The sequence below is a fragment of the Ramlibacter sp. MAHUQ-53 genome, assembly GCF_052600055.1.
This window is the reverse complement of record NZ_JBQWTS010000006.1, coordinates 77,218-101,504: the sequence shown is the minus strand read 5'-3', so window position 1 is coordinate 101,504 and position 24,287 is coordinate 77,218. Positions and strand designations below refer to the sequence as shown.

General features: G+C 69.4%; 20 protein-coding genes. 14 read left to right on the top strand and 6 right to left on the bottom strand.

Features of this window, described 5'->3' with window-relative positions:
• Positions 1–9 precede the first annotated feature (9 nt).
• Genes minC through minE form a run of 3 tightly spaced genes read left to right on the top strand, consistent with a single transcriptional unit; the run spans position 10 to position 1,882 of the window.
• Positions 10–768, top strand: a complete 759-nt coding sequence (gene minC, locus ACT80S_RS10885) for a septum site-determining protein MinC (protein ID WP_377415652.1) — start codon at positions 10–12, stop codon at positions 766–768.
• 32 nt (positions 769–800) lie between these two features.
• The gene (gene minD / locus ACT80S_RS10880) at positions 801–1,616 is read left to right on the top strand and encodes a septum site-determining protein MinD (RefSeq protein WP_377415651.1); all 816 of its coding nucleotides are present in this window, start codon (positions 801–803) and stop codon (positions 1,614–1,616) included.
• Between the two features lie 2 nt (positions 1,617–1,618).
• Positions 1,619–1,882, top strand: coding sequence for a cell division topological specificity factor MinE (gene minE, locus ACT80S_RS10875; protein ID WP_377415650.1), 264 nt, complete (start codon positions 1,619–1,621; stop codon positions 1,880–1,882).
• Between the two features lie 12 nt (positions 1,883–1,894).
• On the opposite strand, the gene ACT80S_RS10870 is transcribed toward minE, so the two are convergent.
• Complete coding sequence (locus ACT80S_RS10870) at positions 1,895–2,095, bottom strand: hypothetical protein (RefSeq protein WP_377415649.1); 201 nt, start codon at positions 2,093–2,095, stop codon at positions 1,895–1,897.
• Between the two features lie 227 nt (positions 2,096–2,322).
• Between ACT80S_RS10870 and ACT80S_RS10865 the strand changes: the two genes are divergently transcribed.
• The 6 genes from ACT80S_RS10865 (at position 2,323) to ACT80S_RS10840 (ending at position 11,210) form a co-directional block, all read left to right on the top strand.
• On the top strand, positions 2,323–5,088 hold the full coding sequence (locus ACT80S_RS10865) for a PAS domain S-box protein (protein WP_377415648.1): 2,766 nt from the start codon (positions 2,323–2,325) through the stop codon (positions 5,086–5,088).
• A 146-nt stretch (positions 5,089–5,234) separates the two neighbouring features.
• On the top strand, positions 5,235–5,837 hold the full coding sequence (locus tag ACT80S_RS10860; protein WP_377415647.1) for a DUF1326 domain-containing protein: 603 nt from the start codon (positions 5,235–5,237) through the stop codon (positions 5,835–5,837).
• A gap of 22 nt (positions 5,838–5,859) precedes the next feature.
• Positions 5,860–6,660, top strand: coding sequence for a DUF2182 domain-containing protein (locus ACT80S_RS10855; protein ID WP_377415646.1), 801 nt, complete (start codon positions 5,860–5,862; stop codon positions 6,658–6,660).
• A 47-nt stretch (positions 6,661–6,707) separates the two neighbouring features.
• Entirely contained in the window at positions 6,708–7,424 is a 717-nt protein-coding gene (gene queC / locus ACT80S_RS10850; protein ID WP_377415645.1) for a 7-cyano-7-deazaguanine synthase QueC, read from the top strand.
• Positions 7,425–7,467: 43 nt separating this feature from the next.
• The gene (locus ACT80S_RS10845; protein WP_377415644.1) at positions 7,468–10,740 is read left to right on the top strand and encodes a PAS domain S-box protein; all 3,273 of its coding nucleotides are present in this window, start codon (positions 7,468–7,470) and stop codon (positions 10,738–10,740) included.
• 71 nt (positions 10,741–10,811) lie between these two features.
• Entirely contained in the window at positions 10,812–11,210 is a 399-nt protein-coding gene (locus tag ACT80S_RS10840; RefSeq protein ID WP_377415643.1) for a group I truncated hemoglobin, read from the top strand.
• A gap of 33 nt (positions 11,211–11,243) precedes the next feature.
• On the opposite strand, the gene ACT80S_RS10835 is transcribed toward ACT80S_RS10840, so the two are convergent.
• From ACT80S_RS10835 to dnaA, 4 genes are all read right to left on the bottom strand, one after another.
• Entirely contained in the window at positions 11,244–12,209 is a 966-nt protein-coding gene (locus ACT80S_RS10835) for a Bug family tripartite tricarboxylate transporter substrate binding protein (RefSeq protein WP_377415642.1), read from the bottom strand.
• Between the two features lie 152 nt (positions 12,210–12,361).
• Positions 12,362–14,956 carry a DNA topoisomerase (ATP-hydrolyzing) subunit B gene (gyrB, locus tag ACT80S_RS10830; RefSeq protein ID WP_377415641.1) on the bottom strand — a complete coding sequence of 865 codons (2,595 nt, stop codon included), beginning with the start codon at positions 14,954–14,956 and terminating at the stop codon, positions 12,362–12,364.
• A gap of 94 nt (positions 14,957–15,050) precedes the next feature.
• Positions 15,051–16,157 (bottom strand): DNA polymerase III subunit beta, encoded by a 1,107-nt coding sequence (dnaN, locus tag ACT80S_RS10825; RefSeq protein ID WP_377415640.1) that lies wholly within the window; start codon positions 16,155–16,157, stop codon positions 15,051–15,053.
• Positions 16,158–16,694: 537 nt separating this feature from the next.
• The gene (dnaA, locus tag ACT80S_RS10820; protein WP_377415639.1) at positions 16,695–18,107 is read right to left on the bottom strand and encodes a chromosomal replication initiator protein DnaA; all 1,413 of its coding nucleotides are present in this window, start codon (positions 18,105–18,107) and stop codon (positions 16,695–16,697) included.
• Positions 18,108–18,287: 180 nt separating this feature from the next.
• Between dnaA and rpmH the strand changes: the two genes are divergently transcribed.
• From rpmH to mnmE, 5 genes are read left to right on the top strand one after another with little or no spacing between them, the layout of a single operon-like run.
• Positions 18,288–18,422: a 50S ribosomal protein L34 gene (rpmH, locus tag ACT80S_RS10815; protein ID WP_027101598.1), complete on the top strand. Its 135-nt coding sequence runs from the start codon at positions 18,288–18,290 to the stop codon at positions 18,420–18,422.
• A gap of 55 nt (positions 18,423–18,477) precedes the next feature.
• Positions 18,478–18,867 carry a ribonuclease P protein component gene (locus ACT80S_RS10810; protein WP_377415638.1) on the top strand — a complete coding sequence of 130 codons (390 nt, stop codon included), beginning with the start codon at positions 18,478–18,480 and terminating at the stop codon, positions 18,865–18,867.
• The gene (yidD, locus tag ACT80S_RS10805; RefSeq protein WP_377415637.1) at positions 18,864–19,136 is read left to right on the top strand and encodes a membrane protein insertion efficiency factor YidD; all 273 of its coding nucleotides are present in this window, start codon (positions 18,864–18,866) and stop codon (positions 19,134–19,136) included. The genes ACT80S_RS10810 and yidD overlap by 4 nt, the downstream gene beginning before the upstream one ends.
• On the top strand, positions 19,133–20,809 hold the full coding sequence (gene yidC, locus ACT80S_RS10800) for a membrane protein insertase YidC (RefSeq protein ID WP_377415636.1): 1,677 nt from the start codon (positions 19,133–19,135) through the stop codon (positions 20,807–20,809). Before yidD ends, yidC begins: the two co-directional genes overlap by 4 nt.
• A 42-nt stretch (positions 20,810–20,851) precedes the next feature.
• Positions 20,852–22,228, top strand: a complete 1,377-nt coding sequence (mnmE, locus tag ACT80S_RS10795) for a tRNA uridine-5-carboxymethylaminomethyl(34) synthesis GTPase MnmE (RefSeq protein WP_377415635.1) — start codon at positions 20,852–20,854, stop codon at positions 22,226–22,228.
• A 24-nt stretch (positions 22,229–22,252) separates the two neighbouring features.
• Here the strand turns inward: mnmE and ACT80S_RS10790 are convergent, their stop codons facing one another.
• Positions 22,253–24,235 carry a cation:proton antiporter domain-containing protein gene (locus ACT80S_RS10790; RefSeq protein WP_377415634.1) on the bottom strand — a complete coding sequence of 661 codons (1,983 nt, stop codon included), beginning with the start codon at positions 24,233–24,235 and terminating at the stop codon, positions 22,253–22,255.
• Positions 24,236–24,287 lie beyond the last annotated feature (52 nt).

Genomic DNA, 24,287 nt, shown 5'->3' with positions numbered 1-24,287 from the left:
AGCACCCCAATGACCGTCGCCCTCGCAGGACGCGCCCCTGCCACATTCGAGATCAAGAGCGCCAACCTGCCGCTCGTGTCCCTGCTGCTCAAGTCGGCCGACCTCGCCGCCCTCGCCCAGGAATTGCAGGCCCGCTTCGGCGACATCCCCGACTTCTTCGACCGCGATCCCCTGGTGATCGACCTCGCGCCCCTGCAGCCGCAGGGCGAGGCCGCGGTCGATTTCCCCGCGCTGGTGCGCCTGCTGCGCGAGTACCGCGTCATGCCCGTCGCCGCACGCGGCGGCTCCGAGGCCCAGATGCAGGCCGCCCTGGCCGCCGGCCTGGCGCCCGCGCACGACGCGATCACCCTGCCGCCCGCCGCCACCAGCGCGCAGCCGGCGGCCGCCCCCGCACCGATGGCAGCGCCGGCGCCCGTCGCCGTGCCCACCACCGCCCTGGTGGTGGACCGGCCGCTGCGCTCGGGCCAGCAGGTCTACGCGCGCGGCCGCGACCTGGTCGTCATGGCCATGGTCAACCCGGGCGCCGAGGTCATCGCGGACGGCAACATCCATGTCTACGCGCCGCTGCGCGGCAAGGCCATCGCCGGTGCGCGGGGCAATGCCGACGCGCGCATCCTCACGCTGTGCCTGGAGCCCGAGCTGGTCTCCATCGCCGGCGTCTACCGCACCAGCGATGTCCCGCTGCCCCAGGAAGTCCTGGGCCAGCCCACGCAGGTGCGCCTGGTCGGCGGCACCGACGGCAAGCTGGTGATGGACCGCCTCACCTGACCCCCCATTCAACCCCTTCAGGAATCAACCCCATGGCAAGAATCATCGTCGTGACCTCCGGCAAGGGTGGTGTCGGCAAGACCACCACCAGCGCCAGCTTCGCCTCGGGCCTGGCCCTGCGCGGCTTCAAGACCTGCGTCATCGACTTCGACGTGGGCCTGCGCAACCTCGACCTGATCATGGGCTGCGAGCGCCGCGTGGTGTACGACTTCATCAACGTCATCCAGGGCGAGGCCACCCTCAACCAGGCGCTGATCAAGGACAAGAACTGCGAGAACCTGTTCGTGCTGGCCGCCTCGCAGACCCGCGACAAGGAGGCCCTGAGCAAGGAAGGCGTCGAGAAGGTCCTCAAGGACATCGCCGAGATGGGCTTCGAGTACATCGTCTGCGACTCGCCGGCCGGCATCGAGACCGGCGCGCTGATGGCCATGCACTTCGCCGACGAGGCGCTGGTGGTGACCAACCCCGAGGTCTCCTCGGTGCGCGACTCCGACCGCATCCTGGGCATGCTGTCGTCCAAGACGCAGCGCGCCATCGAGGGCAAGGAGCCGATCAAGGAGCACCTGCTGATCACGCGCTACAACCCCAACCGCGTCGACCAGGGCCAGATGCTCTCGCTCGAGGACATCCAGGACATCCTTCGCATCAAGCTGATCGGCGTGATCCCCGAAAGCGAGTCGGTGCTGCAGGCCTCCAACCAGGGCACGCCCGCGGTCCACATGAAGGGCTCCGACGTGGCCGAGGCCTACCAGGACGTCATCGCCCGCTTCCTGGGCGAGGAGCGCCCGCTGCGCTTCACCGAGGCGCAGAAGCAGGGCTTCCTGGCACGCCTGTTCGGAGGCCGCTGACCATGGCGTCGCTCCTGTCCTTCCTGCTCGGCGAGAAGAAGAAGACCGCCACCGTCGCCAAGGAACGCCTGCAGATCATCCTGGCGCACGAGCGCAGCGGCCGCAATGCCGCCGAGCCCGACTACCTGCCGGACCTGCAGCGTGACCTGGTCGCCGTGATCTCGAAGTACATCAAGATCAACCCGAACGACATCAAGGTCCAGCTCGATCGCCACGACAACCTCGAGGTGCTCGAGGTCAAGATCGAGCTGCCCGAGCCGAAGTAAGCCCCCCGGGCCTCAGCGCTGGCCGCTGCCGGGCCCCCCTTGCCGCGTGCGCGACTGGTTGTCGCTGCCCAGGTGCGTGTCGCGGTCGTGGCGGCTGCGCGGCGTGCGTGGCGCCTCGTTCTTCTGCGTGGCCGCGGCCTGACCGGCCTGGTTGTGGTCGTTGGCCACCTTGCCGGTGCCCGGCGCCTGGCGGCCCGTGGTGCGCTTGCCCATGGCGTGCTCCCAAACCCGCATTCTCCGGCCCGCTGCCACGCGCCGCGCGTGAGCGCATGCAACGGGGGTGACGCCCCGCACCCCATCGGCGCCGGCGCGCCCGCGGGCCGCCGGCCCCTGTTTCGCCGCGCGGCGAGACGTTACACCTCCGCCGCCAACCCGCGCGACCGCGCGCCCTAGAGTGGTGTGCCAGGGAGTCCCCCGTCCAGGAAAGCGAGAGCAGGTCGATGACAGCCGCCGCGCAGGCGGTCCCCCGCGACGCGCCACGCCGGGCGCACCCGGTCCACCGCTACGGCATGGCAGTGGTCTGGAGCCTGGTGTTCCTCGGGGTGCGGCTGGGCCTGGACCCGGTGCTGGGGCAGCAGGCCCCGCTGATCGTGCTGCTCGCCGCCCCGATCCTGACCGCCTGGTGGCATGGCCTCGGGCCGGGCCTGCTGGCCACCCTCGTCACCGGCATCGCGGGGGACATGCTGTTCATCAACCGCGCCCTCGACGTCGTGCCGCCCTCCGCGGGCGAGAGCCTGCGGCTGGCCGTCTTCGTGGTCTATGGCGCCGGCTTCAGCTGGCTGATCGAGAAGCGCTTCCACGCGCTGCGCGAGGCGCGCCACGAACATGAGCACCTCGTCGAGGCGCAGCAGCAGCTCGTGAAACGCGAGGAGCGCATGCGCCAGACCCTGGAGGCCTCGCCGGCCGGCATGCTGGTCGTGAACCGGCAAGGCACCATCGAGCTGGCCAACTCCGAGGCCGCGCGCCGGTTCGGCTGGGCCCAGGGCCAGCTCGTGGGCCAGAACGTCGACCAGCTCGTGCCCGAGCCGGTGCGCGACGGCCATGCCGCCAACCGGGAGCAGTTCCACGCCCGCCCCAGCGCCCGGGCCATGGGCCACGGGCGCGACCTGTGGGCGCGCCGCCGCGACGGCACCGTCTTCCCGGTGGAAATCGGCCTCAGCCCCCTGGAGGGCGCCGCCAACGGCCTGGTGCTGGCCTCGGTCATCGACATCTCGGCGCGCCGCCAGGGCGAGCAGGCGCTGCGCGAAAGCGAGCAGCGGGCCCGCGCGTCCACGCAGCGGCTGGAGGCCGACCATGCGGTGCTCGACGCCATCCTGCGCGCCGTGCCCGCCGGCATCATGCTGGCCGACGCCCACGGCCGCATCCTGCGCAGCAACCCCGCCAACGAGCGCCTGTGGGGCCGCATGCCGGGCGACGCCGGCCCGGGCAACGCCCTCTCCTGGAAAGGCTGGTGGGCCGACGGCTCGGTGCAGCATGGCCGGGTCCTGAAGGCCGGCGAGTGGCCGCTGGCGCGCGCGCTGCGCGGCGACAACGTGAGCGACGACCTGGTCGAGATCGAGCCCTTCGACCGCCCCGGCGAGCGCCGCACCGTCCTCACCACCGCCGGGCCGGTGCGCGACGCCCTCGGCCAGGTCACCGGCGCGGTGGTGGCGCAGCTGGATGTGACCGCGCTGGTGACGGCCCAGGCCGCCGAGCGCGAGAGCGCGGAGATGTTCCGCGCCCTCGCGGACAACATCGCCCAGCTCGCCTGGATGGCCGACGAGGCCGGCGCCATCGTCTGGTACAACCGCCGCTGGTTCGAGTACACCGGCACGACCCTCGAACAGATGCAGGGCTGGGGCTGGCAGGCCGTACACCACCCGGACTACGTCGACCGGGTCGTCATCAAGTTTCGCCGCCATGTCGCCACCGGCGAGCCCTGGGAAGACACCTTCCCCATGCGCAGCAAGGACGGCGCCTTCCGCTGGTTCCTCTCGCGCGCCTTCCCGATCCGGGACCCCGCCGGCCGCATCCGCAGCTGGTTCGGCACCCACACCGACATCACCGCGCAGCGCCAGGCCGAGGAGGCCCTGCGCGAGGCCGACCGGCGCAAGGACGAATTCATCGCGGTGCTCGCGCACGAGCTGCGCAACCCGCTGGCGCCGGTGCGCAGCGCCGTCGAGATCCTCAAGCGGGTGGGCAGCGCGGAGCCGCGGGTGGAGCGCACGCGCGTGGTCATCGAGCGGCAGGTCGCGCACATGGCGCGCCTGATCGACGACCTGCTCGATGTCTCGCGCATCGCGCGCGGCAAGCTGGCCCTGCGCAGGCAGCGCTGCGACCTGCGCGAGATCGCGCACGAGACCACCGAGGACTACCGCACCAGCATCGAGTCGCTGGGCCAGCGGCTGGCGTTCCACGGCACGCCCGACGCGCTGTGGGTCGACGGCGACCCGGTGCGGCTGGCGCAGATGCTCGGCAACCTGCTGGCCAACGCCAGCCGCTTCAACAAGCCGAGCGGCCGCATCGAGGTGAAGGTGGGCAGCGACCCGGCCGCCGGCATGGCGGTGGTGCGCGTGGTGGACACCGGCGTCGGCATGGACACCGGGCTCATGGCGCGCCTGTTCGACCCCTTCGAGCAGGCCCCGCAGGACCTCGCCCGCAGCCGCGGCGGCCTGGGCCTGGGCCTGGCCCTCACCAAGGGCCTGACCGAGCTGCACGGCGGCACCGCGGAGGCGGCCAGCGAGGGCCCCGGCAAGGGCTCGGCCTTCACGCTGCGCATCCCGCTGGCCGCCTCCGCGGGCAGTGCGCCGCAGGCCCGCCCGGCCGGGGACGAGGCCAGCGGCCTGCGCATCCTCGTGGTCGAGGACAACCCCGACGCCGCGGCCACCCTGGGCGAGCTGCTGCAGCTGGCGGGCCACCAGGTGGAGCTCAGCGCCGACGGCGTCGCGGGCCTGCGCCAGGCCCGGTCCTTCCAGCCGCACGCGGTGATCTCGGACCTGGGCCTGCCAGGCGACCTCGACGGCTACCAGCTCGCACGCTGCCTGCGCGCCGACCCGCAGCTGCACGACGTGCAGCTGATCGCCGTCTCCGGCTATGCCGACCTCGACGCGCGCCGGCGCAGCGCCGAGGCCGGCTTCGACGCCCACCTGCCCAAGCCCGCCGACATCCGCAGCCTCGAGCGCCTGCTGCGCGGCGTCCGGCGCGAACTGCCGGGCCTGGCTGCATGACCCCGCCGGGCGCTCCTTGCGTTTGGACACACATTCGGATTGAAACAACCGCTTGCATTGCGTATCACCCTGATCCGCCCTGCGCACGGCGCGGGACGCATGAAGTTCCCGAACCCGTGTGGCCCTGCGGGGCCGGAGGTATTGCCATGGCCTACACACTCGAAGGCCGCCTGCTCGAGGTCTGCACCTGCAAGGCGGTCTGTCCCTGCTGGGTCGGCGAGGACCCGGATGGCGGCACCTGTGACGGCGCGCTCGCCTGGCGTTTCGACAAGGGCACGATCGATGGCATCGACGTCTCGGGCCTGGTCTTCGGCATGCTCGCCAAGATCCCCGGCAACGTGCTCAAAGGCAACTGGCGGGCGCAGGCCTTCATCGACGAGCGCGCGACCCCCGAGCAGCAGGACGCCATCGTCGGGGTGTTCACCGGCCAGAAAGGCGGCCCGGTGGCCGACCTCGCGGGCCTGGTGGGCGAGGTCGTCGGACTCGCGCGCGTGCCCATCACCTTCGACGTCGAGCAGGGCCGCGGCCACTTGCGCCTGGGCAGCGACGTCGTGGCCGACCTCGAGCCCTTCACCAGCGGCGCGGGCCATCCCACCACCATGGCGGACGCGGTGTTCTCCACCATCCCGGGCGCGCCCGCCTTCCTGGGCCGGGCGCCCAAGTACCAGGCCCGCTCCGACACCCTGGGTATCTCGGTCGACCTGAGCGGCCACAACGCGGTCCAGGGCGTGTTCCGCTTCGTCGGCTGACCGCGGCCCCGCCGCCCGGGCCGTGTCGATCGCCCCCGCACTGCGCCTGGCCCCGCCGACGCGGCAGGGGCTTTTCCTGGCGGCGTTCGCCGGGCTGTGCGCCCTGAGCTGGCTGGCGCTGGCCGGCTGGCACGCCTCGCCCTACGCGCACTACCTGCACACGCTGCCGGTGGGCAGCGGCGAGGTCTGCGCCGTGCCACAGCCGGTGCTCCAGGCCGGCCTGTACCTCGGCGGCTGGGTCCTGATGTCGGCCGCCATGATGCTGCCCAGCGCCTGGCCGCTGGTGGCGGTGTTCCTGCGGCTGACGCGCGCGCGCCCGGACCAGGGCGCCCTGGCCGGCCTGCTGGTGGCGGGCTACCTCGGCGTGTGGGCCGCCTTCGGCGCGCTGGCCTACGGCGCCGACGCCCTGGTGCATGCCCTCACCGACGGCAGCGGCTGGTGGTGGGCGAATGGGTGGGTCGTGGCGGCAGGCAGCCTGGCGGGCGCCGGCGCCTTCCAGTTCTCCGCGCTCAAGCACCGGTGCCTGGACGGCTGCCGCTCGCCCCTGGCCTTCGCCGTCGCGCGCTGGCGGGCGGTCACCCCGCGCGCCTCGGCGCTGCGCCTGGGCCTGGCCCACGGGGCCTACTGCGTCGGCTGCTGCTGGGCCCTGATGGCGATGATGGTGGCGGTGGGCCTGCAGCACCTCGGGTGGATGCTGGTCCTGGGCCTGCTGATGGCGCTCGAGAAGAACATGCCCTGGGGCCGCAGGCTCTCCGCCCCGACCGGCCTCGCGCTGCTTGCGGCCGCAGCGCTGCTGGCGGCGGGCCAGCTCCTGCCGGCCTGAGGCGCACCGCCCGGGCTACAGTCGGGGCCTCGCTGAACGACCGCCCCATGCACCAACGCGCCCTCGTCCTCTTCTCCGGCGGCCAGGACTCCGCCACCTGCCTGGCCTGGGCCCTGGACCGCTACGCCCATGTCGAGACCGTGGGCTTCGACTACGGCCAGCGCCATCGCGTCGAGCTCGACGTGCGCCGCGACTTCCTCGCGAAGCTGCGCGCCCGCCTCCCGCACTGGGACGGCAGGCTCGGCGAGGACCACCTGCTCGACCTGCGCCTGCTCGGACAGGTCAGCGACACGGCCCTCACGGCCGACAAGGCCATCGAGTTCGAACGCACCGGCCTGCCCAATACCTTCGTGCCGGGGCGCAACCTGATCTTCTTCACCTTCGCCGCCGCCATCGCCTACCGGCGCGGCCTGCCGGTGCTGGTGGGCGGCATGTGCGAAACCGACTACTCGGGCTACCCCGACTGCCGTGACGACACCCTCAAGTCGCTGCAGGTCACCCTGGGCCTGGGCCTGGACCAGCGCGTGGTGATCGAGACCCCGCTGATGTGGATCGACAAGGCCCGCACCTGGCAGCTCGCGCACGACCTGGGCGGCGCGGCCCTGGTGGACCTGGTCCGCGACGACACCCACACCTGCTACCTGGGTGATCGCAGCCAGCGCCACCCCTGGGGCGCCGGATGCGGCACCTGCCCCGCGTGCGAGCTGCGCGCGCAGGGCTGGGCCCGCTACCAGGACGCTTGCGCACCGGCACGCTCTGCCTAAGAATGGTCCGGAAGGGCGCGCTGCCACGCGTGCCCCTTCCGACATGGCCACAGACCCGCCTCCGCCCGAATCGGTGTTCGAAGCCGGCCATGCGCCGGCCTCGGTGCTGGTGGCCTCGCTGCACAGGCTGTCCCGGACGCTGTCGGTCGCCGTCATCGCCATCGGCCTGTCGGGCCTCCTCGGCTGGTGGCTCGACCTGCCCGCCCTGCGCCGCGTCTTCCCGGGTTACCAGAGCATCGTCTTCAACACCGCCGTGCTGTGCGTGGCCGCGGGCCTCGCCGTGCAGGCGCTGCACCGGGCCGGGGACGCGGGTGCGCAGCGCCTGGCCCGCCTGCTCGGTGCGCTGACGGGCCTGGTGGCCGCCGTCACGCTGCTGCAGGACCTGCTCGGTCACGACTTCGGCATCGACCAGCTGCTGCTGCCCCTCGGGCCCTACCCGGGCGAGACCACCGCGCGGATGGCCCCGACCACCTCGCTCGGGCTGGCGCTGTGCGGCGCCGCCATCGCCTGGCCCGAGCGCCCCGGGCCCCAGCGCACGCGCCAGCTGCTGCCCCTGGCCGTCACCATCCTGGCGCTGACGGCGCTCACGGGCTACATCTACGGCGCCGGCCCCCTCTACCGGCTCGGCGGCTTCAGCCGCGTGTCCCTGCTCTCGGCCTCGGCCCTGCTGCTGCTGTCGCTGGCCATCGTGTTCGCGCGCGCCGGCGAGGGCTGGACGCGGCACCTGTGCTCGCTCGGCCCCGACGGCACGCTATGGCGCCGCCTGCTGCCCCTGGTGCTCGTGGTCCCGCTGGCGCTGGCCCTGATCAACCGGCTCGGCGAAACCCAGGGCTGGTACGACCGCGCGGTCGGCGACGCCATCTTCAGCGCGCTGCTCGTCGTCGCCCTCCTGGCCGGCATCGCCCTCACCGCGCGCGACATCGCGGTGGCGGACGAGCGCGTCCACGAGACCCTGGAAGCGGCCCCGGCGGGCATGATCGTCGTGAACCGGCACGGCATCATCGAGCTGGTGAACTCGCAGGCCGAGCGCCTCTTCGGCCTCAGCCGCAGCGAGCTCGTGGGCACCAGCATCGACGCGCTCGTGCCGGACGAGACCCGCCCCACCCACGCCGCCAACCGCGCCCGCTTCCATGCGGCCCCCAGCGCGCGGCTCATCGGCGCCGGCCGGGACCTGTGGGCCCGCCGCGGCGACGGCACCGTCTTCCCCGTCGAGATCGGCCTGAACCCGCTGAAGGGATCGAACAGCGGCCGCGTGGTCGCCTCCATCATCGACATCACCGCCCGCAAGCAGGCCGAGGACGAACTGGCCCTTCGTGAGCAGCGCCTGCGCGAGACGCTGGAGGCGGCCCCCGCGGGCATGCTGGTCGTCAACCGGCAGGGGATCATCGAAGGCGTGAACACCCGGGCCGAGCGTCTCTTCGGCCTGCACCGCGACCGGCTGGTGGGCCTGGGCATCGACGCCCTGGTGCCCGACGAGGTGCGTGCCGGCCATGCCGCCAACCGGGAAAGCTTCCACGCCGCCCCCAGCGCGCGCGCCATGGGCCATGGGCGCGATCTGTGGGCCCGGCGCGGCGACGGCACCGTCTTCCCGGTGGAGATCGGCCTCAACCCGCTCAAGGGCGCCTCCGCCGGGCTGGTGCTGGCCTCCGTCATCGACATCTCCGCGCGCAAGCTGGCCGAGAACGAGCTGGCGCTGCGCGAGCAGCGTTTCAGTGCCGCCTTCGAGCAGGCGGCCGTCGGCATGGCGCAGGTCGGGCTCGACGGGCGCTGGCTGCGCGTGAACCGCAAGCTGTGCGACATCCTCGGCTACACCCGGTCGCAGCTGCTGGGGCTGACCTTCCAGGACATCACCCACCCCGACGACCTCGACGCCGACCTCGCCCTGGTGCGCCGCGTCCTCGACGGCGAAATCTCCACCTACACGATGGAAAAGCGCTACCGCCACCAGGACGGCCACACCCTCTGGGTGGAGCTCACCGTCTCCCTGGCGCGAAAGGCCGACGATCAGCCGGACTACTTCATCTCGGTGGTGGTGGACATCGATGCCCGCAAGCGGGCCGAGGAACGCGTGATCCAGAGCGAGGCCCAGATCCGGCGCATGAATGCCGAACTCGAACAGACCATCGCCACGCGCACGGCCGAACTCCGGTCGGCCAAGGAGGAGGCCGAGCGCGCCAACCGTGCCAAGGACTCGCTGCTCGCCAACGTGAGCCACGAGATCCGCACGCCGCTGAACGCCATCCTGGGAGCGGCGCAGGTGCTGGAGCGCGGCGCCCAGGGCGACCAGATGCAGGTGCTGGTGCGCGGCATCCGCAGCGCGGGCCGCAGCCTGGTCACCGTCATCAACGACCTGCTGGACCTCGCCAAGATCGAGGCCGGTCGGTTCGAGATCGTGCCGGCCCCCTTCGCGCTGCAGGACGTCCTGAGCACGCTGGCGGACGTGCTGCAATCCACCGCCGCCGAGAAGGGCCTGTGGCTTCGCATCCATGCGATCCCCCCGCAGGTCGAGGCCGTGGTCGGCGACTCGCAGCGCATCGGCCAGGTCCTTTACAACCTGACCGGCAACGCGATCAAGTTCACCGATCGCGGCGGGGTCGACGTGCGGGTCGAGGTGGTCCGTCGCGAAGGCGACCAGCTGACCCTGCGCTTTTCGGTGCAGGACACCGGGCCGGGCGTCGAGCCCGGGCTGCAGCCGAGGCTGTTCTCGCCCTTCGTGCAGGGCGACGGCCACGCGCGGCGGCAGCTGGGGGGCACCGGCCTGGGGCTGGCGATCTGCCGGCAGCTGGTGACGCTCATGGGCGGAGAGATCGGCGTCGACAGCGAGCCGGGCCGCGGCAGCACGTTCTGGTTCACGGTCACCTTGACCACCATTTCCGCCAGCGCCATCTCGGCGCGGCGTGAAAGCGCCACGCGGCCCGACGAGCGCCGGCTCGACGGGTTGCACGTGCTGATCGTCGACGATGCGCCCGTCAACCGGGAGATCGCGCGCCTGCTGCTGGAGGGAGAAGGCGCCACGGTGGACCTGGCCGAGAACGGCCAGCTCGCACTGGAGCGCCTGCGCGCAGGCCCGCAGGATTTCGACCTGGTGCTCATGGACGTGCAGATGCCGGTCATGGACGGCCTGGAGGCCGCGCGCCACATCCGCAACGACCCCCAGCTGCAGCGCATTCCGGTGCTGGCCCTGACCGCCGCCGCCCTGGAAAGCCAGCGGCAGCTCGCCCTGGAGGCCGGCATGGACGACTACATCGTCAAGCCCTTCGAGATGGACATGATGGTGGCAACGCTGCTTCGCATGACCCGGCGTGGCCCTGGGTAGGCTTTTCGTGCAATGGCCGTTTCGCGCGCAACTGTCACAATGCACAGCATCTTCACTGCGACCAGCACGCAATGTCTTCTGCCGAAGCCCTCAGGATGCTGGGCCAGTACCCCGAGACCCTGTTCGACAAGTACGGAGGCGCCCCCACGGTGGGCGCGCTGACACGTGACTTCTACCGCCGGATCATGAGCAACCCGATGCTCAAGGGCTATTTCGCCGGCGTGGACACCGAGCGGATGATCCGCCACCAGATCGTTTTCATCGCCTGGGTCATGGGCAAGCCGGACAAGCCTTACAGCCACGACCAGCTGAGGAACGCCCACATCACGCGGAAAATCACCAGCGCGGCCTATGAGGAAGTCATTCGCATCCTGCAGCAGGCCCTGGTGGCCGCCAACGTGGAGCTCGACGACCAGCGCGAGATCATCGAGCGGATCGACGGGCACCGGCACCTGATCGTCACCGGCTGACCGCCACCCGCTGGACGCTGCGAGGCGCGGTCCTCACTCCGCCTTGATGTTGGCGGCCTTGATGATCTCCGCCCAGCGCGCGTGCTCGGTGCGGATGTACTGCGCGAATTCCGCCGGCGACCGGCTCGGGTGCACCGAGATCGCGGTGGCGGCGAACTTGTCCTGCACCTCCTTGCGCGCCAGCCCCTTGGCCAAGGCGGCATGCAGCTTCTGGACGATCTCCGGCGGCAGGCCCGCCGGCCCGCCCATGCCGAACCAGGGCGCCACCACCATGCCCGGGAAGCCCGACTCCTTCGCCGTCGGCACCTGGGGCAGCAGCGGCGAGCGGTTCTCGGACAGCACCGCCACCGGCTTGATGCGGTCGGCCTTGATCTGGGGCAGGGCCACCACCAGCGAGCTCTGGGAGTCCAGCTGCGTCGATCCGCCGATCAGGTCCTGGATCTGTTGCGCCGCTCCCTTGTAGGGCACGTGGTTCAGCTTCACGCCGGCCTGGTGCTGGAACAGTTCGGCCGCCAGGTGCGGGATGGTGCCCACGCCGGGCGTGCCGTAGGCCACCTGGCCGGGCTTGCCGCGGGCATGGGCCGCGAGTTCGCCGAGGGTGTTGAACGCGGCCTCCTTGTTGGCAACGAGGATGGGCGTCGTGGACACCATGTTGGTGATCGGCGCGAAGTCCTTGAAGGTGTCGAAGCCCGGGCTGCCCAGGTGCGGCGCGATGGCCACCGTGATCGCGACCAGGCCGATGGTGTAGCCGTCGGGCGGGGACTTGGCCAGCACGTTCAGCCCCAGCACGCCGTTGCCGCCGGGACGGTTGTCGACGACCACCGCCTGCTTCAGCTCCTGCCGCAGGATCTCGGCGGCTTCGCGCCCGATCAGGTCCGTCGGCCCGCCCGCCGGGAAGGGGACGATCAGCTTGATGGGCCGGCTGGGCCATTCATCCGCGTGCACCGCGGCAGAAAAGGCCAGCACCGACGCGAGCAGGATCCGGGGCCATCGGGTCATGAAGGGAATTCCTTGACAGGTTGTGGATGGGGAAACGGCTGGACCATTCTGTGGGTCTTCATGCCTCCCGTCTACCGTCGAGCAGTCGCCTCGGCGTCCCGGCCCCAACGAAAACGGCCTCCGAAGAGGCCGTCCTGCCGTGGCGAACCGGGTCAGACGTCGATATTCGCCGCCCTCAGCGCGTTCGTTTCGATGAAGTCGCGCCGCGGCTCCACTTCGTCTCCCATCAGCATGGTGAACACCTTGTCGGCCTCGATGGCGTCCTCGATCTGCACGCGCAGCAGGCGGCGCACCGTCGGGTCCATCGTGGTCTCCCACAGCTGCTCGGGGTTCATCTCGCCCAGGCCCTTGTAACGCTGGCGGCTGGTGGCGCGCTCGGCCTCGCCGATCAGCCAGTGCATGGCCTGGCGGAAGTCGGAGACCTTCTCCTGCTTCTGCCGCTCGCCCTCGCCGCGGCGCACCACCGCCCCTTCCTTGAGCAGGCCGCGGAAGGTGTCGGCGGCCTCGGCCAGCGCACGGTAATCGGCACCGTGCACGAAGTCCTGCGTGATCACGCTGCTCTTGACGTTGCCGTGGTGGCGGCGCGAGATGCGCAGGATCGGCTTGTCGCTGCGCGCGTCGAACTCGCCGGCCACCTCGGCCGGCGCGGCGTTGGTGAGGCGGTCGATCTCCTGCAGCTTGGCCTGCAGCGCGGTAGCCGACGCCTCGGCTTCGGCCACCGTGTCCAGGTTCAGGGCCACGCCGTCGGCGATGGCGCGCAGCGCCTCGGCATCCATGAAGCCGGAGAGGCGGTTGATCACCGATTCGGCCACCTGGTGCTTGCGCGCCAGTTCGGCCAGCGTCTCGCCGGACAGCACCGTGGCCTCGTCACCGCCCGTGCTCACGCTCGCGCCCGCCAGGGCAATGCGCAGCAGGAAGCCGTCGAGCTCGGTGCCGTCCTTCAGGTACAGCTCCTCCTTGCCGGCCTTGACCTTGTACAGGGGCGGCTGCGCGATGTAGATGTGGCCGCGCTCGACCAGCTCGGGCATCTGGCGGTAGAAGAACGTGAGCAGCAGCGTGCGGATGTGCGCGCCGTCCACGTCCGCGTCGGTCATGATGATGATGCGGTGGTAGCGCAGCTTGGCCACGTTGAAGTCGTCGGCGCCGTTGCTGCCGCCGTTCTCGCTGGCCTTGCCGATGCCGGTGCCCAGGGCCGTGATCAGCGTGAGGATCTCAGCGCTCGTGAGCAGCTTCTCGTAGCGCGCCTTCTCCACGTTCAGGATCTTGCCGCGCAGCGGCAGGATCGCCTGGAACTTCCGGTCGCGGCCCTGCTTGGCCGAGCCGCCGGCGGAGTCGCCCTCCACGATGTAGATCTCGCACATCGCGGGGTCCTTCTCCTGGCAGTCCGCCAGCTTGCCCGGCAGGCCCATGCCATCGAGCACGCCCTTGCGGCGCGTCATCTCGCGGGCCTTGCGGGCCGCCTCGCGGGCCTTGGCAGCCTCGATGATCTTGCCGACGATGATCTTGGCGTCGTTGGGACGCTCCTGCAGGTAATCGTTCAGCGTGCGGGCCACCACGTCTTCCACCGGCCCGCGCACTTCGCTGGACACCAGCTTGTCCTTGGTCTGGCTGGAGAACTTGGGCTCGGGCACCTTGACCGACAGCACGCAGGTCAGGCCCTCGCGCATGTCGTCGCCCGAGACCTCGACCTTGGCCTTCTTGGCCAGGTCGTTCTCCTCGATGTACTTGTTGATCACACGGGTCATCGCCGCGCGCAGGCCGGTCAGGTGGGTGCCGCCGTCACGCTGGGGGATGTTGTTCGTGAAGCAGAGGACTTGCTCGTTGTAGCCGCTGTTCCACTGCATCGCGACTTCGACGCCGATGTTCGTATTCTGGTCACTTTGCCTATCACCCAGCGCATGGAACACGTTGGGGTGCAGGACGGTCTTGCCCTTGTTGATGAAGTCCACGAAGCCCTTGACGCCGCCGGCGCCGGAGAAGTCGTCGTGCTTGCCCGAGCGCTCGTCCACCAGCTTGATGTTGACGCCGTTGTTCAGGAACGAGAGCTCGCGCAGGCGCTTGGACAGGATCTCGTAGTGGAAATCGTTGTTTTCCTTGAAGATCTCGGTGTCCGGCAGGAAGTGCACCTCGGTGCCGCGCTTGTCGGTGTCGCCGATGATCTTCATCGGCGAGATCTCCACGCCATCGACCTTCTCGATGATGCGGTGCTGGACCACGCCCTTGCTGAACTCCAGCGTGTGGACCTTCCCCTCGCGGCGCACGGTCAGGCGCAGCATCTTGGACAGCGCGTTCACGCAGGACACGCCCACGCCGTGCAGGCCGCCCGAGACCTTGTACGAGTTCTGGTTGAACTTGCCGCCCGCGTGCAGCTCGGTCAGGGCGATCTCGGCGGCCGAGCGCTTGGGCTCGTGCTTGTCGTCCATCTTGATGCCGGTGGGAATGCCGCGGCCGTTGTCCACCACGCTGATGGAGTTGTCGGTGTGGATGGTCACCACGATGTCATCGCAATGGCCGGCCAGCGCCTCGTCGATGGAGTTGTCCACCACCTCGAACACGAGGTGGTGCAGGCCGGTGCCGTCGGACGTGTCGCCGATGTACATGCCCGGGCGCTTGCGCACCGCCTCGAGGCCTTCCAGGATCTGGATGGCGTTCTCGCCGTAACCCTCGCTCGCGCCCGCCTGGTTCGGGTCGATCTTGGGTTGGTAGTTGGAGCTTTCCTCCCCGGTCGGCATGTTGTCTTCGGACATAAGCTGCGGTCTTGCGATCTCGTGAATGGCGCAACCCGCCGGTCACGGCGGGTCGCTGGATGGGAGCGGTGGCGGCTCGGCGCGCGACGCCGGGTCAGATGCGCATCGGCATCACGACGTACTTGAAGGCGTTGTTCTCGGGGTTGGTGACCAGCGCGGAGCTGTTGGAGTCCTGCAGGTCGATCTTGACCATGTCCTGGCTCATGTTGGCGAGCGCGTCGATCAGGTAGGTCACGTTGAAGCCGATCTCGATGGTGTCGCCACCGTAATCGATGTCGAGCTCGTCGACGGCCTCCTCCTGCTCGGCGTTGTTCGACGCCACGCGCAGGGTGCCCGGCTCGATGTTCAGGCGCACGCCCTTGAACTTCTCGCTGGTCAGGATGGCGGTGCGCTGCAGGCTGGCCAGCAGCGGCGCGCGGCCCAGGGTCACCGAGTTGCGGTGGTTCTTGGGGATCACGCGGTTGTAGTCGGGGAACTTGCCTTCGACCAGCTTGGTGACGAACTCCATGCCGCCGAAGCTGAACTTGGCCTGGTTGCTGGCGAACTGCATCTCGATCGCGCCTTCGGCGTCGGACAGCAGGCGCTGCAGCTCCAGCACGGTCTTGCGCGGCAGGATCACTTCCTGGCGCGGTACTTCCACGTCCAGCGTGGCGCTGGCATAGGCCAGGCGGTGGCCGTCGGTGGCCACCAGCGACAGCTGCTTGCCCTCGGCGACGAACAGGATGCCATTGAGGTAGTAGCGGATGTCATGCACCGCCATGGCGAAGGAGACCTGATTGAGCAGGTCCTTGAGCGTCTTCTGCGGCACGCTGAACACGGGGCCGAAGCTGGGCGCCTCCTGCACCAGCGGGAAATCCTCGGCGGGCAGGGTCTGCAGCGTGAAACGGCTCTTGCCGCCCTTGAGCATCAGCTTGTTCTGGCTGGACTCCAGGCTGACGGTCTGGTCCGAAGGCATGGTGCGCAGGATGTCGATCAGCTTGCGCGCACCCACCGTGGTGGTGAAGTTGCCGGGGTCGCCATCCAGTTCGGCGGTCGTGCGGATCTGGATCTCCAGGTCGCTGGTGGTCAGTTGCAGCGAGCTGCCGGTCTTGCGGATCAACACGTTGGCCAGCACGGGAAGGGTGTGCCTGCGCTCGACGATGCCGGCCACCGATTGCAGGACGGACAGCACTTTGTCTTGCGTAGCCTTCAGGACGATCATTTCCACCTCTTCTCTTATGAATTCTTTAATTAAGGATAGTAGTAGCTAGTAAAGGGCGCGGTCCCGTGTGGACAACCGCCATTTTCCCCTGATTCCTCAGGCACTTAGGCGATTTTGAACGCTGTGGGCGCCCCTGCTTCACTGCTGTCCTGCCAGGATGAACAAATCCGCCGGATCGCCGGCTCCTGTGGACAACTGCCCGGTTGTTCAAGAAATATCCCCAGCCTTGTGCCTTGACGCCGCGGAGGAGCTGTGCCAGCCGCGCGGCCGGGATTTCCGGACCGCGAACCGGGGAAGTTGCATGCCTGTCTTCCTACTGAATTCTTTATTTAAGGATAGTAGTAGCTAGTAGAGGAAGCGCTGCTTCTGTGGACAACCTGATTTTCCTCTTCAATATCAACGACTTGCGATTCGACCGAGACTGTGGGCGCCCGCGCTTTCGGGCTGTCACGGAAATCTGGACAACTTGCCGCCAGGGCCCCGGCCTGTGGATAAGGCTGGAGTTGTTCCAGAACTATCCCCAGCCTTGTTCCTTTTTCACCCCTTCAGGGTCTGCTCGAGCACGTGCAGCTGCTGGTTGAGCTCCGTCAGCTGCTGGCGTTCCGCGGCGATCTTGCGGACCGCGTGCAGCACCGTGGTGTGGTCGCGGCCGCCGAACAGCTCGCCGATCTCGGGCAGGCTCTTCTGGGTCAGCTCCTTGGCCAGGTACATCGCGATCTGGCGCGGGCGGGCGATCGAGGCCGGGCGCTTCTTGCTGTACATGTCGGCGACCTTGATCTTGTAGTAGTCGGCCACCGTCTTCTGGATGTTCTCCACGCTGATCTGCCGGTTCTGGATCGACAGCAGGTCCCGCAGCGCCTCGCGCGCGAGCTGGATGGAGATTTCCTTCTGGTTGAAGCGCGAGTACGCCAGGATCTTGCGCAGGGCGCCTTCGAGCTCGCGCACGTTGGAGCGCACGTTCTTGGCGACGAAGAAGGCCACCTCCTCCGGCATCTCGGCGCTCTCGGCCCGGGCCTTGTTGATCAGGATGGCCACGCGCATTTCCAGCTCGGGCGGCTCGATCGCGACCGTCAGGCCGGAGTCGAAGCGCGAGACCAGGCGTTCGTGGATGTCCGCCAGGCCCTTGGGGTAGGTGTCGCTGGTCATGACGATGTGGGACTTCTTGGCCAGCAGCGCTTCGAAGGCGTTGAAGAACTCCTCCTGGGTGCGGTCCTTGTTGGCGAAGAACTGGACGTCGTCGATCAGGAGCAGGTCCAGGGAGTGGTACTTCTCCTTGAACTGGTCGAAGGTCTTGCGCTGGTAGGCCTTGACCACATCCGACACGAACTGCTCGGCGTGGATGTAGAGAACCTTGGCGTTGGGCCGGTCGGCCAGCAGCTTGTTGCCCACGGCGTGGACCAGGTGGGTCTTGCCCAGGCCCACCCCGCCGTAGATGAACAGCGGGTTGTACAACTGGCCCGGCGTGCTGGCCACGTGCATGGCGGCGGCGCGCGCCATGCGGTTGGCCGTGCCCTCGACCAGGTTGTCGAAGGTCAGGGCGGTGTTCAGGCGGTTCTTGAAGCCGCCGGCATTGGCGTCCTCGGCCATCTCGACCGGTTCGGCCGGGGCTCCGGCCTCGGCCTGGGCCGGGGCGACGAACGTGCGGACGGGGGCTTCACGCTGAGCGAGCGCCAACTCCAGCTGGACCGGCTGGCCGTACACCTTCTCCAGCACGGCGGAGATGCGGCCGGCGTACTGGGCGCGGATCCAGTCGAGCTTGAAGCGGTTGGCCACGTAGATCGTGACCCGGGAGAAATCATCCGAGACCTGGGCCGCGAGGGGCTTGATCCAGGTGTTGAACTGCTGCTCGGGCATCTCCTGAGCCAGCTGTTCCATGCAGGCCTGCCAGAGCGTATCGCCAGCCCCCATCGAGGCGTCCCCGGTCAGGCTGTGGTGTTGCCCCTCGCTCATGTGTGGCCGTTGCCTTTGTGGATATTGTTCATGGGCGCAAACGCTCGATTCTAAATTATTCAGAACTTGTCCACAACCTTGCCCACGGGTCCTCTCCTCGGAAACCCCTAGGCGAACGTCGGGGTGTCTTGCCCTAGCACAAGAAATGCGCGATACTCGCGGGTTTTCCCGAGAACGATCATGAAACGCACCTACCAACCCTCCAAAGTGCGCCGCGCGCGTACCCACGGCTTTCTGGTCCGCATGAAGACCCGCGGTGGCCGTGCCGTCATCAACGCTCGCCGCGCCAAGGGCCGCAAGCGCCTGGCCGTCTGAGCCGGCTGCGCGCGTCCCTGCACCGCAGCGCTGCGTTCCCCGGATCGCACCTGACGTGCAGCGGCTGAAGACGCGAGTCCAGTTCCAGGCCGTCATGGACGGCCAGACCGTGTCGCGTACGCCCCACTTCGCGTTGCATCGCGCGTCGCTGGACGTCACAGGGCCTGGGTCCGAGGGACCGCAGGCCCTGTTTGTCGTCCAGGAACCCTGGATTGGCGCCGTCGTCCCCAAGCGGTGGGCGCGCCGCGCCGTCACGCGCAACGCCATCAAGCGTCAGATCTACACCGTGGCCCAGGACCTCGCTCCCCGGTTGCGCGTCGCCGCGCACGTGGTGCGCCTGCGCACGGCTTTCGACCGGCAGCAGTTCACCAGCGCCACGTCCGCAGCCCTCAAGCGGGCGGTGCGTGAGGAGCTGCAGCAGCTGTTCGCGGGAGCACGGCCATGATCCGCGCCGTCCTCACCGGCCTGGTCAGGGGCTACCGGCTGCTCCTGTCCCCCTGGCTCGGGTCGGCCTGTCGTTTCACCCCGACCTGCTCCGCCTACGCCCTCGAGGCGCTGGACCGCCATGGCGCCGGCTGGGGCAGTTACCTCACGCTCGCCCGCCTGGCCCGTTGCCACCCGTGGTGCGACGGGGGCCATGACCCCGTGCCGGCGCAGCCGCCGCGCCTGTTCACGCGCCTGGTTTCCACCCTTCCTTCCAAGAAGTCTTCATGAACGACATTCGTCGCACCATCCTGTGGGTGGTCTTTGGTTTCTCGCTGGTGATGCTGTGGGACCAGTGGCAGCTGTTCAACGGCCGGCCCGCCTTCTTCTTCCAGTCGCCCACGGCCCAGACCGCCGCCAAGGGCGCGGCCTCCGCGGCGAGTGCCGCCGTGCCCCAGGCCGCCAAGGGCGCTGCCGCCGTTCCGTCGGCCGGCGCCGAACCCTCGGCCGCGCCGCGTGAGCGCTTCACCGTGACGACCGACGTCCTGCGCCTGACCTTCGACACCGAGGGCGGCAGCCTGGTCGGCTCCGAGTTCCTCAAGCACGCGGCCGATGCCGTGGACGGCAAGAAGACCACCGCCAACTTCGTGCTGCTGGAAGACAATGCCAACCGCGTCTACGTGGCCCAGACCGGCCTGATCGGCGGCGATTTCCCCAACCACAAGACGGTGATGACCGCCACCGGCGAGCGCCAGCTCAAGGACGGCGCGAACGAACTGACCGTGCGCTTCGAGTCGCCCGAGAAGAACGGCGTCAAGCTGGTCAAGACCTACACGCTCAAGCGCGGCGCCTACGACATCCCGGTCAAGGTCGACATCGTCAACGCCGGCGGCGCGCCGGTCTCGCCTCAGCTGTACCTGCAGCTGGTGCGTGACGGCAGCAAGCTGGCCACCGACTCCTCCTTCTATTCCACCTTCACCGGCCCCGCGGTCTACACCGAGGAGCAGAAGTTCCAGAAGGTCGAGTTCGCCGACATCGACAAGGGCAAGGTCGAACACCAGAAGCAGTCCACCGCCGGCTACGTGGCCATGGTGCAGCACTACTTCGCCAGCGCCTGGATCCTGCCCCAGGGCGTGCAGCGCGAGCTGTTCGTCCGCAAGGTGGACAACGTCTACGCCGCCGGCATGATCACCCCCGCCGAGGCCGTCGCTCCCGGCGCCACGAAGAGCGTGCAGGCCACCTTCTTCGCCGGACCCCAGGAAGAGAAGATGCTCGAGCAGGTCGCGCCCGGCCTGGACCTGGTCAAGGACTACGGCTGGCTCACCATCCTGGCCAAGCCCCTGTACTGGCTGATGGACAAGCTGCATGGCTTCATCGGCAACTGGGGCTGGACCATCATGGCCCTGGTGCTGGTGATCAAGATCGCCTTCTACTGGCTGCAGGCGAAGGGCTACCAGAGCATGGCCAAGATGAAGGCGGTGAACCCGCGCATCATGGCCATGCGCGAGCGCCTCAAGGACAACCCCCAGCAGATGCAGCAGGAGATGATGAAGCTGTACCGCGAGGAGAAGGTCAACCCCATCGGCGGCTGCCTGCCGATCCTGGTGCAGGTGCCGGTGTTCATCGCGCTGTACTGGGTGCTGCTGTCCTCCGTCGAGATGCGCCACGCCCCGTGGATCGGCTGGATCCATGACCTGTCGGCCAAGGACCCGTACTTCATCCTGCCCATCGTCATGACCCTGTCCACGATGCTGCAGACCGCCCTGAACCCGGTGCCGCCCGACCCGATGCAGGCCAAGATGATGTGGTTCATGCCGCTGATCTTCTCGGTGATGTTCTTCTTCTTCCCGGCCGGCCTGGTGCTGTACTGGATCACCAACAACGTGCTGTCGATCGCCCAGCAGTGGCTGATCAACTCGCGCATGGGGGTGCCGCCGGAATTCAACCTGCCGAAGTTCAAGTAAGCAAGACCAGGGGCCGCGCAGCGGCCCTTGTCACGTGTGCCCATGCTCAACACGCGCCAGCAACCCATTGCCGCCATCGCCACCGCACCCGGCCGCGGGGCGGTGGGCATCGTGCGGGTGTCGGGCCGGGATGTCGCGCCCGTCGTCGCCGCCGTCTGCGGCCGCTCCCTCAAGCCGCGCGAGGCCACCTACCTGCCGTTCCGCGCGGCCGACGGCTCGCCCATCGACCATGGCCTGGCGATCCATTTCCCCGGGCCCAACTCCTACACCGGCGAGGACGTGCTGGAGCTCCAGGCCCACGGCGGCCCGGTGGTGCTGCAGCTGCTGCTGGCGCGCTGCCTGGAGGCGGGTGCGTCCATCGGCGTGCGGGTGGCCGAGCCCGGCGAGTTCACCCAGCGCGCCTTCCTCAACGACAAGATCGACCTGGCCCAGGCCGAGGCCATCGCCGACCTGATCGACGCCAGCACCGAGGCGGCCGCGCGCAGCGCCAGCCGCTCGCTGGCCGGCGACTTCTCCCGCGAGATCCATGCCCTGCGCGATGCGCTGGTGCACCTGCGCATGCTGGTGGAGGCCACGCTCGACTTCCCCGAGGAGGAGATCGACTTCCTCCAGCAGTCCGATGCCCAGGGCCAGCTCGATCGCCTGCGGACGCAGCTCGAGGTCGTCATGCAGCGCACCCGCCAGGGCGCGCTGCTGCGCGAGGGCATCAAGGTCGTGATCGCCGGCCAGCCCAATGCCGGCAAGAGCTCCCTGCTCAACGCCCTGGCCGGCGCGGAGCTGGCCATCGTCACGCCCATCGCCGGCACGACGCGCGACATCGTCAGCCAGGCGATCCAAATCGAGGGCGTGCCGCTGCACGTGATCGACACCGCTGGCCTGCGTGACAGCGAGGACCCGGTGGAAAGGATCGGCATCGAGCGCGCCTGGACCCAGATCGCCCAGGCCGATGCCGTGCTGTTCCTGCACGACGTCAGCCGTCGCGGCGAGGCCGGCTACCAGGCCGCCGACGCCGAGATCCAGCGCACGCTGGCGGCCACGCGCCCGGCCAGCGTGCCGGTGATCGAGGTCTGGAACAAGGTGGACCTGTCGCACGAGGCCCTGCCCGAGGGCGGCATCGCGCTGTCCGCGCGCACCGGCGAGGGGCTGGAGGCCTTGCGCCGGCGCCTGCTCGAAATCGCCGGCTGGCAGGCCGCTGCCGAAGGCGTGTGGCTGGCGCGCGAGCGCCATGTGCAGGCGCTGCGGCGGGTGCAGTCGCACCTGGCGGAGGGCGACGCCTTCCTGGCCCCCGAGGCCCTGGCGCTGGACCTGCTCGCCGAGGAGCTGCGCCTCGCCCAGAACGCCCTCAACGAGATCACCGGCGAATTCACCGCCGACGACCTGCTGGGCGTGATCTTCTCCAGCTTCTGCATCGGCAAGTAGCCACGCCCGCCAGGCGCGCGCGCCTCAGCCTCCGAGCAGCTTTTCCTCGGCGCGCGCCAGTGGCTCCACCTGGCCGCCCAGCACCAGGGTGTCGCCATCCTGCAGCAGCAGGTCGTCGGCGACAGCCGCACTGCGACCGTTCGCGCGTCGCACGCTGACCACCCGCACGCCCATGGCATGCAGCGCCAGGTCACCCAGCGGCTGGCCCGCCATCCGCGCACCCAGGGGCAGGGTCACGGTCGATAGGCGCTCGGCCTCTCCCTCGTCGCTGGGGTCGTCCGCGCCGTGGAAGTAGCCGCGCAGCAGGTCGTAGCGCGCGTCGCGCTGGTCCTGCACGATGCGGATCACGCGGCGCATCGGCACGCCCACCAGGGCCAGCGCGTGGCTGGCGAGCATCAGCGAGCCTTCGAGCGCCTCGGGCACCACCTCGGTGGCGCCGGCAGCCCGCAGCTTCTGCAGGTCGCGGTCGTCCTGCGTGCGCACGATCACCGGCACCTGTGGCGCGTGCGAGCGGGAGACGTCCAGCACCTTGAGCGCGCCGGGCACATCCAGGTAGGTGACCACGACCGCGCTGGCGCGGGCCAGGCCCGCCGCCATCAGCGCCTGCAGCCGCGCCGCATCGCCGAACACCACCGAGTCGCCGGCGGCGGCGGCCTGACGCACCCGGTCCGGGTCCAGGTCCAGGGCGATGTAGGGGATGCCCTCGCGATCGAGCATGCGGCCCAGGTTCTGGCCGCAGCGGCCGTAGCCGCAGATGATCACGTGCTTGGCGGTGTTGATCGACTTGCGCGCGATGCTCGTCATCTGCAGCGACTGCTGCAGCCACTCGCTGGACACCAGCTTCATCACGATGGCGTTGGTCCACATCATGATGAAGGGCGTGGCCAGCATCGAGATCACCATGCTCGCCAGGATCGGGTTGAACAGGTCCGGCGCGATCAGCCGGTGGGCCTGGGACAGCGTCAGCAGCACGATGCCGAACTCGCCGGCCTGCGCCAGGTACAGGCCGGTGCGCAGCGAGACGCCGGCCGAGGCGCCCAGCCCGCGCGCCAGCGCGGTCACCAGCACCAGCTTGAACAGCACGGGCAGCGTGAGCAGCACGATCACCAGGCCCCAGCGCTCGAACACCCAGCGCCAGTCCAGCATCATGCCGATGCTGATGAAGAACAGCCCCAGCAGCACGTCGTGGAAGGGCCGGATGTCGGTCTCCACCTGGTGCTTGTACTCGGTCTCCGCGATCAGCATGCCGGCGATGAACGCGCCCAGCGCCAGCGACAGGCCGGCCTGCTCGGTCAGCCAGGCCAGGCCCAGGGTGATCAGCAGCAGGTTGAGGATGAAGAGCTCCTCGCTCTTGCGCCGGGCAACCAGGGTCAGCCACCAGCGCATGAGCTTCTGGCCGCCCGCCAGCAGGAGGATGACCAGCGCCGTGGCCTTGAGCATGGCCACCCCCAGGGCGGTGAGCAGTGCCTCGGGCGGGCTGCCCAGGGCGGGGATCAGCACCAGCAGGGGCACCACCGCCAGGTCCTGGAACAGCAGCACGCCCATGACCCGCTTGCCGTGCTCGGACTCCAGTTCGAGCCGCTCGGCCATGAGCTTGACGACGATCGCGGTGCTGCTCATGGCCAGCGCGCCGGACAGGGCCACCGCCGCCTGCCAGCCCACGCGCCAGCCGGGTGGCACGACCGCGGCCAGCGCCAGCATGCCCGCGGTGGCCAGGGCGATGGTCAGCGTGACCTGGAACAGCCCCAGCCCGAACACGTGCGAGCGCATGGCACGCAGCTTGGGCAGGTTGAACTCCAGGCCGATCACGAACATCAGGAACACCACGCCGAACTCGCCCAGGTGGTGCACGCCGGCCGTGTCCTGCGCCAGGCCCAGCGCGTTGGGGCCGATGACCACGCCCACCACCAGGTAGCCCAGCATCGGCGGCAGCTTCATCGAGCGGAACGCCACCACGCCCATGACCGCGGCCAGCAGGTACAGGAGCGTGAGTTCGAGCGTGGACATGCCCCCGATCCTAAGCGGACGGACCCTGCCTGCGGCAGGGCAGGCCCCGGTG